16 protein-coding genes are annotated in these 14,339 nt (G+C 65.5%); 11 read left to right on the top strand and 5 right to left on the bottom strand.

Translation table 11 applies throughout. The features are described 5' to 3' along the window. Positions 1–227 precede the first annotated feature (227 nt). From AACH00_RS19275 to AACH00_RS19285, 3 genes are all read left to right on the top strand, one after another. On the top strand, positions 228–581 hold the full coding sequence (locus AACH00_RS19275) for a hypothetical protein (RefSeq protein WP_341400810.1): 354 nt from the start codon (positions 228–230) through the stop codon (positions 579–581). Between the two features lie 128 nt (positions 582–709). Then, positions 710–1,237 (top strand): AAA family ATPase, encoded by a 528-nt coding sequence (locus AACH00_RS19280; protein ID WP_341400811.1) that lies wholly within the window; start codon positions 710–712, stop codon positions 1,235–1,237. 341 nt (positions 1,238–1,578) lie between these two features. After that, positions 1,579–1,962: a hypothetical protein gene (locus AACH00_RS19285; protein WP_341400812.1), complete on the top strand. Its 384-nt coding sequence runs from the start codon at positions 1,579–1,581 to the stop codon at positions 1,960–1,962. On the opposite strand, the gene AACH00_RS19290 is transcribed toward AACH00_RS19285, so the two are convergent. Then, positions 1,938–2,105 (bottom strand): hypothetical protein, encoded by a 168-nt coding sequence (locus AACH00_RS19290; protein WP_341400813.1) that lies wholly within the window; start codon positions 2,103–2,105, stop codon positions 1,938–1,940. The two genes, AACH00_RS19285 and AACH00_RS19290, sit on opposite strands and share 25 nt — an antisense overlap. A gap of 78 nt (positions 2,106–2,183) precedes the next feature. On the opposite strand from AACH00_RS19290, the gene AACH00_RS19295 reads away from it, so the two are divergent. Next, positions 2,184–2,615, top strand: a complete 432-nt coding sequence (locus AACH00_RS19295) for a hypothetical protein (protein ID WP_341400814.1) — start codon at positions 2,184–2,186, stop codon at positions 2,613–2,615. A gap of 2 nt (positions 2,616–2,617) precedes the next feature. After that, a complete protein-coding gene (locus AACH00_RS19300) occupies positions 2,618–2,905 on the top strand; it encodes a hypothetical protein (protein ID WP_341400815.1) in 288 nt (95 codons plus the stop codon). 46 nt (positions 2,906–2,951) lie between these two features. Here the strand turns inward: AACH00_RS19300 and AACH00_RS19305 are convergent, their stop codons facing one another. Beyond that, a complete protein-coding gene (locus tag AACH00_RS19305; RefSeq protein ID WP_341400816.1) occupies positions 2,952–3,854 on the bottom strand; it encodes a LysR family transcriptional regulator in 903 nt (300 codons plus the stop codon). A gap of 104 nt (positions 3,855–3,958) precedes the next feature. Here AACH00_RS19305 and AACH00_RS19310 point away from each other — a divergent pair, with 104 nt between their 5' ends. From AACH00_RS19310 to pstS, 3 genes are all read left to right on the top strand, one after another. Then, a complete protein-coding gene (locus tag AACH00_RS19310; RefSeq protein WP_341400817.1) occupies positions 3,959–5,002 on the top strand; it encodes a zinc-binding alcohol dehydrogenase family protein in 1,044 nt (347 codons plus the stop codon). 84 nt (positions 5,003–5,086) lie between these two features. Further along, positions 5,087–5,908: a hypothetical protein gene (locus tag AACH00_RS19315; RefSeq protein ID WP_341400818.1), complete on the top strand. Its 822-nt coding sequence runs from the start codon at positions 5,087–5,089 to the stop codon at positions 5,906–5,908. A 208-nt stretch (positions 5,909–6,116) separates the two neighbouring features. Continuing rightward, positions 6,117–7,142, top strand: coding sequence for a phosphate ABC transporter substrate-binding protein PstS (gene pstS / locus AACH00_RS19320; protein ID WP_341400819.1), 1,026 nt, complete (start codon positions 6,117–6,119; stop codon positions 7,140–7,142). Between the two features lie 10 nt (positions 7,143–7,152). Here pstS and AACH00_RS19325 read toward each other — a convergent pair whose 3' ends face one another. After that, the gene (locus tag AACH00_RS19325) at positions 7,153–7,515 is read right to left on the bottom strand and encodes a response regulator transcription factor (protein ID WP_341400820.1); all 363 of its coding nucleotides are present in this window, start codon (positions 7,513–7,515) and stop codon (positions 7,153–7,155) included. 78 nt (positions 7,516–7,593) lie between these two features. Next, a complete protein-coding gene (locus tag AACH00_RS19330; protein WP_341400821.1) occupies positions 7,594–9,663 on the bottom strand; it encodes a sigma-54-dependent Fis family transcriptional regulator in 2,070 nt (689 codons plus the stop codon). Positions 9,664–9,971: 308 nt separating this feature from the next. Here AACH00_RS19330 and exaC point away from each other — a divergent pair, with 308 nt between their 5' ends. From exaC to AACH00_RS19345, 3 genes are read left to right on the top strand one after another with little or no spacing between them, the layout of a single operon-like run. Next, entirely contained in the window at positions 9,972–11,492 is a 1,521-nt protein-coding gene (exaC, locus tag AACH00_RS19335) for an acetaldehyde dehydrogenase ExaC (RefSeq protein WP_341400822.1), read from the top strand. 12 nt (positions 11,493–11,504) lie between these two features. Further along, a complete protein-coding gene (locus AACH00_RS19340; RefSeq protein ID WP_341400823.1) occupies positions 11,505–11,882 on the top strand; it encodes a DUF779 domain-containing protein in 378 nt (125 codons plus the stop codon). A gap of 37 nt (positions 11,883–11,919) precedes the next feature. After that, entirely contained in the window at positions 11,920–12,627 is a 708-nt protein-coding gene (locus AACH00_RS19345; protein WP_341400824.1) for a riboflavin synthase subunit alpha, read from the top strand. 23 nt (positions 12,628–12,650) lie between these two features. Here the strand turns inward: AACH00_RS19345 and AACH00_RS19350 are convergent, their stop codons facing one another. Beyond that, positions 12,651–14,177 carry a methyl-accepting chemotaxis protein gene (locus AACH00_RS19350; protein ID WP_341400825.1) on the bottom strand — a complete coding sequence of 509 codons (1,527 nt, stop codon included), beginning with the start codon at positions 14,175–14,177 and terminating at the stop codon, positions 12,651–12,653. Positions 14,178–14,339: the final 162 nt, after the last annotated feature.

The following is a 14,339-nucleotide window of genomic DNA, read 5'->3' on the forward strand; positions in this document are numbered from 1 at the left end:
CGGGTACATCCCACCCGCAGAGGCTGAGGCAAACTACTACCGGCAACTCGCCAGTCAGACTGCCTTGACGGAAGCCTGACTTAACCCAACGGGCCTCCATGAAACCCGGGGCGCTTCACCTGCGTTCTGGCTCATCCTGAGGTGACGCTAATGCCCCCCGACCCGTCGCTCAAGTGGATGGGCCTCCGGCACGCCGCTAATTTTTAAATTTAGACCGACGGACACTCATGCCACGCACCCTGCAAATTACCAACGTTCCCGACGGCGAAGCGCCTCAGTGGGTAAGGGAAATGTGGGTCGGCCTATCAGTTCCAATTGCACAACGAGACCCTTCGCCGTTGTCTGTATGGACCTTCGGCGTCCTGTCTGGACCCAGAAACATCGTCCTCTGCTGGCTTGCATACTTCAAGGGTGACCTCCGGAAGGCGCGCGGCTATTTGGTAGAGGTTCCCAACGCAATTGATGCCCTTGCTGTCAAGAGCCCTGAGGCCGCGGCGTGGTGGCGAACCAATACACCGCACTTGATTCGCCCACGCCGTTACTTCGTTTTCCAGCAGGCGGACGTACATGTCATCGATTGAAGGCCGATCTAACCTGTCGATCAAGTGGACCTCAACCGGCTGGCTGCACTCCGCTCAGCAGGTAGTCGTCGCTCGGTGCGGCCAGCCGGTTTCGGCCACTCAGCTCCAACGCTAGGCAGCGCAATCCAATGCGGATTCACATCACCGGCGCTTCGGGGAGCGGTGCCACCACACTAGGAGCGGCGCTTGCGCAGGATCTGTCGCTGCCCCACGAAGATGCCGACAGCTACTACTGGCTCCCGACGTCTCCGCCGTTCAAGGAGAAAAGGTGTGCGACTGACCGGCTTGAGATGGCCTGCAGAGCCCTTCACTCAGACCAAGGCGTAGTCCTGTCAGGATCTATCTATGGCTGGGGATTCCAGGTCGAAGATGCCTTCGACTTGGTTGTGTTTCTCTACCTTCCCGCTGCCGTTCGCATTGAGCGGCTTCGCCGCCGAGAGATTGAGCGGTACGGCGCGGCGGACCCAGCGTTTCTGAAGTGGGCGTCAGAGTACGACGAAGGCCCTTCCGAGGGCCGGAGTCTGGCAAAGCACAATGCTTGGCTTGCTCAACGCACATGCCCAGTCCTTCGACTCGAACAAGATCAGACAGTGGCCGAGCGAGTGGCACGAGTTCGACAAGCGCTACCAGGCTCACCGGCGCGCGGCACTGCCTAGCAGCCCAGACCCGCTTCGGCAAGCGCCGTCAGCCCACTCCAAATTCCGGTAACTACGTCGGCGCCAATGATGATCAGGTGTGGCGAGCACGGGGAAAGAGTCTCACCGGCCCCGCGTGCAGGTTGCCTCGGTCCCTCACCATCTGTTCCTGACCGTTCTTCTCCGGGTACGTCCACACTCGTCACAGCACCGTGGGCAACACAACACCCCACAGGCCGCCATCCTTGGCACACCCACTGGCGGTTCGTCCGGACAACTGTCGATTCGTCGCACCCGTGCCGCCGAAACCGCCGCGGTGCCGCATGCTGAGTGCATTCACAAACCTCAACGAGAGCACCGCCATGAATCGACGCCTGTTCACCGCCGCCGCCACGGCCATCGCATTCACCTCCACCAAGGCTGCAGCGGCCGATGTGGTCAAGGCTGACGTACTTCTTGGAACCTGGGACGTTGACCTCCGCCCCAACCCGGCCGCGCCGGCCTACTTGAAGTCGCTCATCGTCTCGGCCGTGTCTAGCGGCACGTTCAGCGGCACCTTCTACGACGCAGAGATTTCTGAGGGGCGCATCAATGTCGATTGGGGGACCGTGCGGATCGCCTTCGTCACCTCGGATGGCTCGGGCCCGTACAACCACTCAGCCGTCCTCAGGGACGGCCGGCTTGAAGGGCTCACGAACTCGACGGGCCGCAAATTCCTCGCTTACTGGAGTGCGACCAAGAAGTAGTCGGCGCCGGTGCGAGATGAAGCCAAGCTCCCGCTTTCACGACAAAGCACCGAAGCCGTCTCGAACAGCACGTTGATGACGATGTAATCGGCCCCGCCCGCTGATTTGTTCTTGGCGAGTTCGATGCCACCAGCCAGAATCATCAAGCACCTCCCATCGCGGCAGGTTCGCGGCGGGCCAGCACCCGCCATTCGTCGTGCGACATCTGGACACAGCGTGTCATGAAAAACTTGTTCACTGCACCCGGCTTCGCGCTGGTGACACTGATGATGATTCAGCCAACGGCTTTGCTGGCCGCTGCGCCTGATAGCCCGGCGCCCGTAACCGCGGGTTCGCAGGCCCCGAGAAAAGCAGTGACCCTTCCTGCGGCGACCGTCAGCCGCAGATACAGCCACATGATCCACGCGGAAGGCGGGATGCCGCCTTACACCTTCTCTGAAACGTCAGGCAACTTGAAGGCAATCGGACTCTCGATCGCTTCTGATGGATGGCTCACTGGCATTCCAAAGAAGTCTCGGCTCCTTGAATTCACCGTCGCAGTTCACGACTCCACGGATCAGGTCCACGCCGAGCAAAGCTATCGGCTCCGCGTATTGCCACCACAAAAGAGACGGCAAAGCCAAAGATCAAAGAAGCAGATTCAAGGAACCTGACCATGCCCATCAAAACCGCGCTTGTTTCCTGCGCACTGCTGATCGCCTCTGCCGGCGCAGCCGCCGTTGATGCCAGAGACCGTGGCTTCCTGAGCAAAGGCACACCAGAGGGTGAGGTCGTCTACAAGATCGGGAAGCCCGACCATGAGGCCTTCATCGTGAACGTGAAGGGCCAACCCGAGGAGAAGACCTGGACCTACTTCCCGGCGGATCGGGACCCGCAAACCCTGACGATCATCACTTTGCGCGCAGGCGTGGTGATCAACATCGAACGCAAGATCGCTCGTTGAGGCCCGCCCACGCGCGGCGGCGCCTCGGCCCATCAATGGGCCACAGTCAAACCAACCCGCCGGCCTGCAGCTTCTGCTGCAGCCAATCGCGCAGCGCCTTGGCCGCCGGCGTCAGTTGACGCCGCCCCGGCACCAGCAGGTACAGCGGCGCTGGTTCGCCCTCCCAGTGCGGGTTGATTTCGAGCAGCTGACCTGAGCGCAACTCGGCCGCCACGTCCAGCCGAGACTTGCAGGCCAGCCCCACACCAGCCAGTGACCAGCGCTTGACGACCTCGCCGTCGTTGGCGCACCGCTGGCCGCTCACGGGCACATCCAGCCACTGGCCGTCCACGCGGAAGCGCCAGGTCTTGGGCACGCTGCCACCCAGCATGAACCGCAGCGCTTCGTGCTGCACCAGGTCATCAGGCCGGGCCGGTACGCCGTGGCGCGCCACATAGGCTGGCGCCGCCACCAGCACCCGCGCATTGCCCGGCACCAGTGGCAGCGCCACCTGGGTGGAGCTGGGCGGCTGGCCGTAGCGAATGGCCAGGTCCAGCGGCGCGCGCATCAGGTCGGTGTTGCGATCAGACAGGTGCAGGCGCAAGGCCAGTTGCGGGTGGCGCTGCTGAAAGGCCTCCAGCCAGGGCAGCAGCACATGTCGCCCCAGATCAGACGGCAAGGCCACCTGCAGCTCACCCTGCAGCGCCTGCCGCGCCGACACCACCGCCGTGCGCGCCTGGCCAATCGCCTGCATGGCCTCACGCACATGCGGCAACAGGCGCTCACCTTCGGCAGACAAACGCAGGCTGCGCGTGCTGCGCACGAACACCGTCACGCCCCACTGCGCCTCCAGGCGCTTCACGGCGGCGCTGGCCGCGGCGGGAGAGCAATCAAGCGATCTGGCGGCCGCCGTCAGGCTGCCCAGATCGGCGGTTCTCAACAGCAGTTCGAGGTCAGTCAGGCGCGTCATCGTTCGATTTTCATTGAAAGTGAAATCACTGCGGCCACCTGTGCAACCAGGCTTTGCAGACAGAGACTGCAGACCATTCACTCTTCATCTTCAAACGAATCGCCATGAAAGCCGTTGCCTACCAGACCGCCCTGCCCCTGAGCCAACCTGATGCGCTGCAGGACGTGGACTTGCCCGCCCCGCAGCCGGGCCCGCGTGACCTGCTGGTGGATGTGAGCGCCATCGCCGTGAACCCGGTGGACACCAAGGTGCGCGCCGGCGTGAACGCCGAGCCGGGACAGTGGAAGGTGCTGGGCTGGGACGCCGTGGGCGTGGTGCAGGCCGTGGGTGCGCAGGTGAGCATGTTCAAGCCGGGCGACCGGGTCTGGTATGCGGGCGCCATCCACCGCACCGGAGCCAACGCACAGCTGCATGTGGTTGATGAGCGGATCGCGGCGCTGGCGCCAAGCTCGCTGGTTGATGACGACGCGGCCGCCATGCCGCTGACGGCCATCACGGCCTGGGAAATGCTGTTCCACCGGCTAGGCATCGAGATGCACGTACAGACGGACGCGCCGGTGGGCGACACCCCACCCAAGCAGTCGCTGCTGATCGTGGGCGCCGCTGGCGGCGTCGGCTCGGTCATGATCCAGCTGGCCCGAAAGCTCACCGGCCTGACGGTGATCGCCACTGCGTCACGACCAGAGACGGCCGCCTGGGTGCGTGAGCTGGGTGCGCACCATGTGCTTGACCACAGCAAGCCGCTGGCGGAGGAACTCAAGGCCGCCGGCCTGCCCGCGCCTACCCACGTCGTCAGCCTGACCCAGACCGGCCAGAACTTCGCGCAGATCGCCGAGCTGATCGCGCCGCAGGGCCGCTTCGGCCTGATCGACGACCCGGCGCCGGGCAGCATCGACATCACGCTGCTCAAGCGCAAGAGCGTGTCGCTGCACTGGGAGCTGATGTTCACGCGCTCGCTGTTTGAAACCGCCGACATGATCGAGCAGCACCAGCTGCTGACCGAGGTGGCGAAGCTGGTGGATCAGGGCCATCTGCGCACCACACGCGGTGAACACTTCGGCACCATCAACGCAGCCAACCTGCGGCGCGCGCATGCCTTGCTGGAAAGTGGCAAGGCGGTTGGCAAGGTGGTGTTGTCGGGCTTTTGAAGGCCCGGTGGCGGCGCTAGCACTTGTGCCGACAGCGGAATGCTTGAATAATGTGTAAATCATTTACACCATTACTGAAACTGCATGACCAAAACTGCTGCTCAAGCTGCCGCCACCCAAGCGCCGACCACTGCCGTAGCCACCACGGCGCCTGCCGCGCAAGTTGCCACCCAGACCACCGCTGCTGCTCCTGCAGCTGCGGCTGCACCCGCAGCTGCAAGCACCAGCGCTGAAGCCGTTGCTGCCCCGGCCGCTAAGGCTGCAGCCCCTGCCAGCAAGCCTGCCAAAGTTGCCAAGGCCGCGCCAGTGAAGGCCGCCGCTGCCAGCAAGACCGTGGTGAAGGCTGAAACGAAGCCCGCAGCAAAGCCGGCTACCAAGCCAGCGGCCACCAAGGCAGCTGTGAGCAAGACGGCCAAGGTGGCCCCGGCGCCCGCCCCGGTGACCAAGGCAGCTGCCAAGCCGGTGGCAAAGCCAGCCGCCAAGCCAGCCGCCAAGCCAGCTGTCAAGCCAGCTGCCAAGAAGGTCGACGTCAAGCCGACCACCAAGTCCGCGACGAAACCCGCCACCAAGCCGGCTACCAAGCCCACTGCCAAGCAGGCCACCAAGCCCGCCGTGAAGGCCCCGGCCAAGGCCGCCGCAACGCCCGCTGCACCAGCCGTGGCCGCTCCGAAGGCGGACAAGGCTCGTCACAAGCTGGTCCGTGACAGCTTCACCATGCCCAAGCCCGATTTCGACCTGATCGACGTACTGAAGAAGCGTGCGCTGGACTTCAAGCGTCCGACCAAGAAGAGTGAGCTGCTGCGCGCCGGTCTGCAGGTGCTGGCTTCGCTGTCGGCAACCAAGCTGGGTGAAGCACTGGCCGCGCTGCCGGAGCTGAAGGCCGGTCGTCCGCGCAAGGGCAACTGATACACCTCGGCCGCCCAGGTGCGGCCTGAGGTGATTGCCTGACAGCAAAACCCGTGGCGCGCCTCACACGGCGCCACGGGAACGACATGGACGGCCGCTAAACTGCTCGGTTGCAGTAACCAGAGCAGTAATTCTCATGTCGTTGGATAAAAGTGGTGCACACACCACACGCAGACTCCACCTGCAATCGCTTGTTGCATTGACCAGCGTGGCACTCGGCGGCACCTGGGCGCCCTCGGCACAAGCCGCAGAGTCGCAGGTTCAAGGCGCTGGCGCCAGTTTCCCGTCGAAGGTTTACGGCCGCTGGATGAAGCAGTACGCCGAAGGCCAGTCCGTCAGCCTGAGCTACAAGGCCACGGGCTCCGGCGACGGCGTGAAGCAGGCGATTGCCCGCACCGCCCAGCTGGCAGGCACCGACGCCCCATTGAGTGAAGCCGACCTGGCCAAGCACAAGCTGGTGCAACTGCCCATGCTGGTGGGCGGCGTGGTGCCGGTGGTGAACCTGCCCGGCGTCGAGAACAAGCGGCTTCGGCTGACGGGCGAAGTGCTCGCGCTGGTGCAGCAAGGCGAGATCACCCGCTGGGACGATGCCCGCATCGCCGAGCTGAACCGTGGGCTGACGCTGCCGGCCAAGCGCATCATCCGCGTGGTGCGCGCCGACAAGTCGGGCACCACCGAGGGCTACACCCGCTACCTGAGCGAAGTGTCTGCCACCTTCAAGACCGCCGTGGGCGTGAACGGCCTGCCGAAGTGGCCGGGCGAAGTGGAACGTGCCGAGGGCAATGACGGTGTGGCCTCGCTGGTGAAATCCACCAGCGGCAGCATCGGCTATGTCAGCCATGACCGGATCGAGACCGATGGTCTGGCCTCCGTCACCCTGCGCAACCGCGATGGCCAGTGGGTGTCGTCGTCAGAAGCAGGTTTTCGCAGCGCAATCCTCAACAGCGATCTGCACCGCAGCGGCGTGGACACCGCCAGCCTGATGAACCGCGCGGGCAGCGAGAGCTGGCCCATCACCTTGACCAGCTTCCTGCTGATCGACGCCACGCCGGCCAACGCAGCCGCGGCCGAATCGACGATGAAGTTCCTCTACTGGTGTTTCATGCGCGGTGATGCGTTGACCCGCGGCACCGGCTTTGCGCCGCTGCCCACCTCGGTTCAGGCCCGCCTGACCAGCCGCCTGACGGCCGTCAAGCCGCGCGACGGCAGCGTGCCCGTCTACCAGAGCTTCTGAGGCGGCTGCCTCAGAGCAGGCGGTGCACGGCGTGCCGCAGCTCGCTCGGGCTGAACGGCTTGCACAGATAGTCGGTGGCACCGGCCTGCAGGCCGGCGTCCCGGCTGGTGACATCCGCCAGGGCGCTCAGCATCAGGATGACCGGTGACTTGCTGCTGCCCGACTTCGAGCGAAGCTGCTCGCAGACCTGGATGCCGCTGAAGCCCGGCATCATCACGTCGAGCAAGACCATGTCGGGCTTGAAGCTCTCGGCGATCTGCAGGGCCGTGGCGCCGTCACCCGCCTCACGAAGCTCGAAGGGCTCGTCTTCGAGGGTCATCGTGATCAGATCTCGAATTTCGGATTGATCGTCCACGATCAGGATGCGCTTCACTCTTCTCTCCTCAGGGGCTCACGGCCCATTGTGAAGCGAAACCCGGCTGACGCGCACAGGCAGAGCGCCAACAATGGCTCAGGTTGAGGGATCTCCTGACGCTGCAGCGCCCTTCAGGCGGCGGTACAGCGTGTTGCGGCTGATGCCGAGCATCCGGGCAGCCCCCGACACATTGCCGTCACACGCGGCCATCGCCTGCTGCACCGCCCGGGCCATCACGGCGTTCATGCCGTCGGCGGGCCGCTCCGTGTGGGCAGGCGCGGCGCCGGCCTGGGGCTGCTGCGCGGCTTCTGCCCTGGCTTGAACCTCCCGCAGGTCCTCCACCAGGTCATCGGGCAGGTGGCACCAGTCAATCTGCCGATCATGTGGCTCCATCAGCGCGCAGGCCGTGCGCAGGGCGTTCGACAGCTGACGCAGATTGCCCGGCCAGGCATAGGCAGCCATGCAGCGCAGCACATCGGGCGACAGGCCGGGCACCGCCTCGGCAGCGGGCACGGCCAACACCTCACGCAAGAGGCGGTCAATCAACGCGCCCAGGTCATCGCGGTCGCGCAGAGCGGGCAGAGACAGCGCCATGCCGTTGATGCGGTAGTACAGGTCTTCACGGAAGCGGCCATTGCGCATGTCGTCGCGCAGGGGCCGGTGGGTGGCGCACATCAGCTGGATGTCGACGCTGACGGGCTTGCCACCGCCCAGCGGCACCACCTGCCGCTCTTGCAGCACGCGCAGCAGGCGGCCTTGCATGGCCAGCGGCATGTCGCCAATCTCGTCAAGGAACAAGGTGCCGCCATCGGCCTCGCGGATTCGCCCGGGCGCGCCGTCGCGATGCGCACCTGTGAAGGCGCCGGGCCGATAGCCAAACAGTTCTGCCTCGATCAGGCTTTCCGGCAAGGCGGCGCAGTTCACCGCCACGAACGCCTGGGTGCTGCGCGGGCCGGACGCATGGAGCGCCCGGGCGAACACCTCCTTGCCCACGCCCGACTCACCGAGCAGCAGCAAGGCGATGGGCTTGTCGACCACGCGCCGGGCGCGTTGCAGGGCCTGGCGCATGGCGGCATCACCGGTGTCCAGCGCTGACAGGGCATCTGCGTGCACGGCGGCGGGCTCGGCAGCATGGGCCATCAAGGGAGCCTCACCCACCCGCTGCCCCGGCACCCGGGCGTCTTCGGCGTGGCCCATGCGCTGCGGCACCTGCACCGTGATGCTCTGGTAACCCGGCTCGGCACGCAGCCACAGCGGGCCACCGCGCAAGGCCGCCACGCAGGGCGGCGTGGCCCCGGGTTGGCGGGCCAGGTCCCAGATGCGGTCGATGCCCACCTCCAGCACCTGCGACACCTGCACCGCGCCCACATCGGCCCAGCGCAGCTGCAGCATCTGCAAGGCCGCCTCGTTGGCGCCGGTGATCCAGCCATCGGCCGACAGCGCCAGCAGCCCTTCCGTCACGCTGTTCAGGCCTTCGCGGTGGCTGTGCAGCCGCAGGCGCAGGCCAGCGCCATGGCGGGTATCAAACAGCCGGTGCTCGATCATGCGCACGGCAGAGCGCACGAGGCCCAGCGTGTGGCGGTGGTAGCCGCGGTGGTCGCCAGACAGATCCAGCGCTCCGAGCAATCGGCCGGCCGAGTCGTGGATGGGCGCTGCGGCACAGGTGAGAAAGCCATTGCGCTCCAGATAGTGCTCACCGCCATGCACCACCATCGGAATGTCTTCGGCCAGCGCCGTGCCGATGGCGTTGGTGCCGCGCCAGCGCTCTTGCCAGGTGGCGCCCGGCCGCAGGGCCACGCGCTCGGCGCGCTGCAGGAAATCGGCATCCCCCGTGGCGTGCAGCAGCATGCCGTCGGCATTGGCCAGCACCACCATGCTGCCGCTGTCGCGCGTCTGCTCATGCAGGAAGGCCATCACCGGCTCAGCGTGCGACAGCAATTCCCGCTGCTGGACCAGCGCCCGTTGCAGCTGGGGTGCGCTGGCATGCGGCACGCCCTGGCTGCGGCCGTTGGGCAACAAGCCCGCGTCGGCACAGCGCTGCCATGAGCGGGCCAGCACCGGCCCGATGAGTTCGGCTGAAACTGCGCCTGCACTGTTCAATTGCTGGCGCGCACGGCGCAGGTTGGCCACCGGCATGTTCGGGCGCGTGGCGTGTTGCATGACCATGTCTGTCTCCTTTGGGAACACTTATGCAGGCCATTTCATGGGGATTTCCGCCATGTCGTTGTGCGCCTCAAGGGCGCTTCAGCAGAAATCCCGGGCCAGGTTGTTCAGGTTCGGTACAGCCGCACTGCGGCTGCAACACCTGCCCCCATTCGCCGCAGGAATCGGGCCCGCCTTCAACATCAAATCGCGTGAATCTTGTTGAAAGCAGGCTGGCACAAACGCTGCGAAAGAGGCTGCGCACCGTCGGCGTTTGAACACAGGCACCGACCGCACTTTTCCAACAGCCCGAACACAAGCAGGAGACAACCATGCTGTATGCACAACCCGGCGGCGCCGGCGCACCGGTGGCTTTCAAGGCCCGCTACGACAACTTCATCGGCGGCAAGTTCACGGCCCCGGTCGGCGGCGCCTACTTCGACGTCATCACCCCGATCAGCGGCAAGGTCTACACCCAGGCCGCCCGCTCCACCGAGGCCGACATCAACCTGGCCCTGGACGCCGCCCACGCCGCGAAAGACGCCTGGGCCGCCACGCCGCCCGGCACCCGCGCCAACATCCTGCTGAAGATTGCCGACCGCCTGGAAGCCAACCTCGAAAAGCTGGCCTATGCCGAGACGGTGGACAACGGCAAGCCGATGCGCGAAACGCTGAACGCCGACATCCCGCTGGCGGTCGACCACTTCCGTTACTTCGCCGGCTGCCTGCGGGCGCAGGAAGGCGCGCTCAGCGAGATCGATGGCAACACCATCGCTTATCACTTCCATGAACCCCTGGGCGTGGTCGGCCAGATCATCCCGTGGAACTTCCCCATCCTGATGGCCGCCTGGAAGCTGGCTCCCGCGCTGGGCGCCGGCAACTGCGTGGTGCTGAAGCCCGCTGAAAGCACCCCGATCAGCATTCTGGTGCTGGCCGAGCTGATCGCCGACCTGCTGCCCCCGGGCGTGCTGAACATCGTCAACGGTTTTGGCCGTGAAGCCGGCATGCCGCTGGCCAGCAGCAAGCGCATCGCCAAGATCGCCTTCACCGGCTCCACCGCCACCGGCCGCGTCATTGCGCAGGCCGCGGCCACCAACCTGATTCCGGCCACGCTGGAGCTGGGTGGCAAGAGCCCCAACATCTTCTTCGACGACGTGATGGCGCACGACGACGCCTTCCTCGACAAGGCCATCGAAGGCATGGTGCTGTTCGCCTTCAACCAGGGTGAGGTGTGCACCTGCCCGAGCCGCGCGCTGATCCAGGAATCGATCTACGACCGCTTCATCGAGAAGGTCATCAAGCGCGTTGCGGCCATCAAGCAAGGCAGCCCGCTGGACACTGAAACCATGATGGGCGCGCAGGCCTCGGCCATGCAGCAGGACAAGATCCTGTCGTACCTGGAGGTGGGCAAGCAGGAAGGCGCGCAGGTGCTGATCGGTGGCAATGCGGCCAAGATGCCGGGCGACCTGGCCGGCGGCTATTACATCGAGCCGACCCTGTTCAAGGGCCACAACCAGATGCGCGTCTTCCGCGAGGAAATCTTCGGCCCGGTGCTGGCCGTGACGACCTTCAAGGACGAGGCCGAAGCGCTGCAGATCGCCAACGACACGCCTTACGGCCTGGGCGCTGGTGTGTGGACGCGCGACGGCAGCCGTGCCTACCATTTCGGCCGCAAGATCCAGGCTGGCCGCGTGTGGACCAACTGCTACCACGCCTACCCGGCGCATGCGGCCTTCGGCGGCTACAAGGAATCGGGCATCGGCCGTGAAACCCACAAGGTCATGCTCGACCACTACCAGCAGACCAAGAACCTGCTGGTGAGCTACGACCCGAACAAGCTCGGCTTCTTCTGAGGACCGGCTGACATGACCAGCACCCGCGAGGCCGTCGTGGCCACCCCACACGCGCTGCGGGTGATTGGCGAATTGCAGCAGCGCCATGGCACGCTGATGTTCTACCAGTCACACGGCTGCTGCGATGGCAGCACGCCGATGTGCTTCGTGCAGGGCGAAATGGGGCTCAACGCCTCGGACGTGCTGCTCGGGCAGATCGGCGGCGTGCCGTTTTATGCCAGCGAGGCCCAGGCCGAGTACCTGCAGGCCACGCAGCTGGTGATTGATGTGGGCCAGGGCTCGCTCGGCACGTTCTCGCTCGAAGACGCCGACGGCCTGCACTTCAAGGCCCTGAGCCGTCTGTGGCCGGAACCTGAAGCCCTGCCGGAGGCGCAGCCGCCCCGGGGATAATTGCAGTCTGTCTGCATCTGCCCCCGAAGGCTTCCTCATGTTCACCGGCATTGTTCAAGGCGTGGCAACCATTGCCCGCATCTCCGACCGCCCAGGTCTGCGCAGCTTCCGGCTTCAGTTCCCTGACGGCTTTGCCCATGAGCTGGCGATTGGCGCGAGCGTGGCCTGTGACGGCGTCTGCCTCACCGTGACTGAGCTGCATGGCGCGAACGAAGCCGACTTCGACGTGATGCAGCAAAGCCTCTCGCTGACCACGCTGGGCCACTTCCGCGAAGGCGACACGCTGAACGTGGAACGTGCCGCGAAGGACGGCGCCGAGATCGGCGGCCACCCGCTCTCGGGCCATGTGGACGTGACGGCCGAGGTCGAAAGCATTCGCCAGCCCGAGAACAACCACGTCATCCGCATCCGGGTGCCGGGCGGCTGGATGCGCTACATCTTCGCCAAGGGCTACATCGCCATCAACGGCGCGAGCCTGACGGTGGCCGAGGTGAACAAGGCCGAAAACTGGTTCGAGGTCTGGCTGATCCCCGAAACCCTGCGCATGACGACGTTTGGCGACAAGGCCGCCGGAGCCCCGCTGAACATTGAAATCGAGCGCGCCACGCAGGTGTTCGTGGACACTGTGCGTGATGCGCTGGAGGAGCGTCTGGGCCCGCTGCTGCCAGCGCTGGAAAAGCTGCTGGCCAGCCAGGGGCAGACGCTCGACACGCTGGCCAGCCCGGTGCCGCTGCCCAAGGGCTGAAGCCGACCAGGTCAGCGGGCTGCTCAGGCGACCTTGAAGGCGCCGACGGTGTTCACCAGCGCGCGCGCCTGGTGACGCAGGCTTTCCGCGGCGGCGCTGGTTTCTTCCACCAGCGCGGCGTTCTGCTGCGTGCCCTGGTCCATGCGCTGCACGGCCATGCCCACCTGCTGAACCCCGTCGCTCTGCTCCAGGCTGGCGCGGCTGATCTCGGCAATGATCTGGTTGACCCGGCCGATCGAGACGACCACATCGTCCATCGTGCTGCCGGCCTGATCGACCAGCGCCGTGCCCTGCTCCACCCGCTCGACGCTGGTGTTGATCAGGCTCTTGATCTCGCGGGCCGCTTCGGCAGAGCGCTGTGCCAGTGAGCGCACCTCACCGGCCACCACCGCAAAACCGCGGCCCTGCTCACCGGCCCGCGCTGCTTCCACGGCAGCGTTCAGCGCCAGGATGTTGGTCTGGAAGGCGATGCCGTCGATCACGCCGATGATGTCGGAGATCTTGCGCGAGGCCTCTTGAATGCCGCGCATGGTGTGCACCACTTCGCCCACCACCTGCCCGCCACGCACGGCCACCTCGCTGGCCGTGCCGGCCAAGGTGCTGGCCTCACGGGCGTTGTCGGCATTCAGGCGCACGGTTTCACCCAGCTGCTGCATCGACGATGCGGTTTCCTGCAAGGCCGAGGCCTGCTGTTCGGTGCGTGCCGCCAGATCGCTGTTGCCGGTGGCGATTTCCGCGCTGGCGGTGGCCACGCTTTCGGCGTTGCCACGCACATTGCTCACCAGGGCGCGCAGTTGCCCCTGCATGTGCGACAGGGCGTTCAGCAAGGCACCGGTCTCGTCACGCTGGTGGCCCTGGATGGACCGGCTGAGGTCCCCCGCAGCCACGTCGGTGGCCATGTCGACGGCCAGCGTCAGCGGCTTGATGACCGCGTGGCTCAGGCGCACGCCGATGGCCACGCCGATCACCGCGGCCAGCAACATGAAGCCCATGCTGGCGCGGGTGGCACGCAAGCCGTCAGAGTAGGCTTGCTCGGCCACGGCAGCGCTCTGCTCGGCGATGTCCTTGGCAGCGGCGTCCAGCAACTTCGCCGGTTCGCGGTCGATGCCGCGCACGGCCATGTCCCCCACGGAGGGTTCAAGCCCCGCACCCTTGAACTTCTCCAGGCCGTCGCGGTAGCCCACCGACATCTTCTTGTGCTGTGCGATGAACTGGTCCAGGGTGGCTTGCAGGCCGGGGTCGGTCTGCAGGGCACGCAGGGCAACCGCGCCATCCAGCACGGCCTTTTCTTCCTTCTGGAAGGCCTGCCAGTGCTTTTCCAGCATGGCGCCGTCCGAGCCGCGCAGCAACACGTTCTTCCACTCCTGCACCTGGGTCTTGAAGTGAGATTGCAGGATCGCGGCGGCGCGTTCGTCGGCCACCCGTTGCTGCACATCACCGTGGAAGGTGCTCAGCGCGTTGCCAGCCACCAGCAACCCGGCAAAGCCCGCCCCCAGCGTGACCAGCAAGACCAGCGCAAAGGACAGGGGTAATCGTCGACTCAGTTTCACGGTACGTCCCTCATGAGGAAGCCGCCGCCAACGGCGTTGGCAGCAATGGGCGCCATCCTCAGGGAAAACGGCGATCTCAGATCGAGCCAGAAACCATCACATGACAGCTCTTTTCGTATTTATCACGCTTGGGAGGGATTTACGGTGGTTCAAGCCGCCCGG

Source organism: Ideonella margarita (assembly GCF_038066635.1).
Lineage (GTDB): Bacteria > Pseudomonadota > Gammaproteobacteria > Burkholderiales > Burkholderiaceae_C > Ideonella > Ideonella margarita.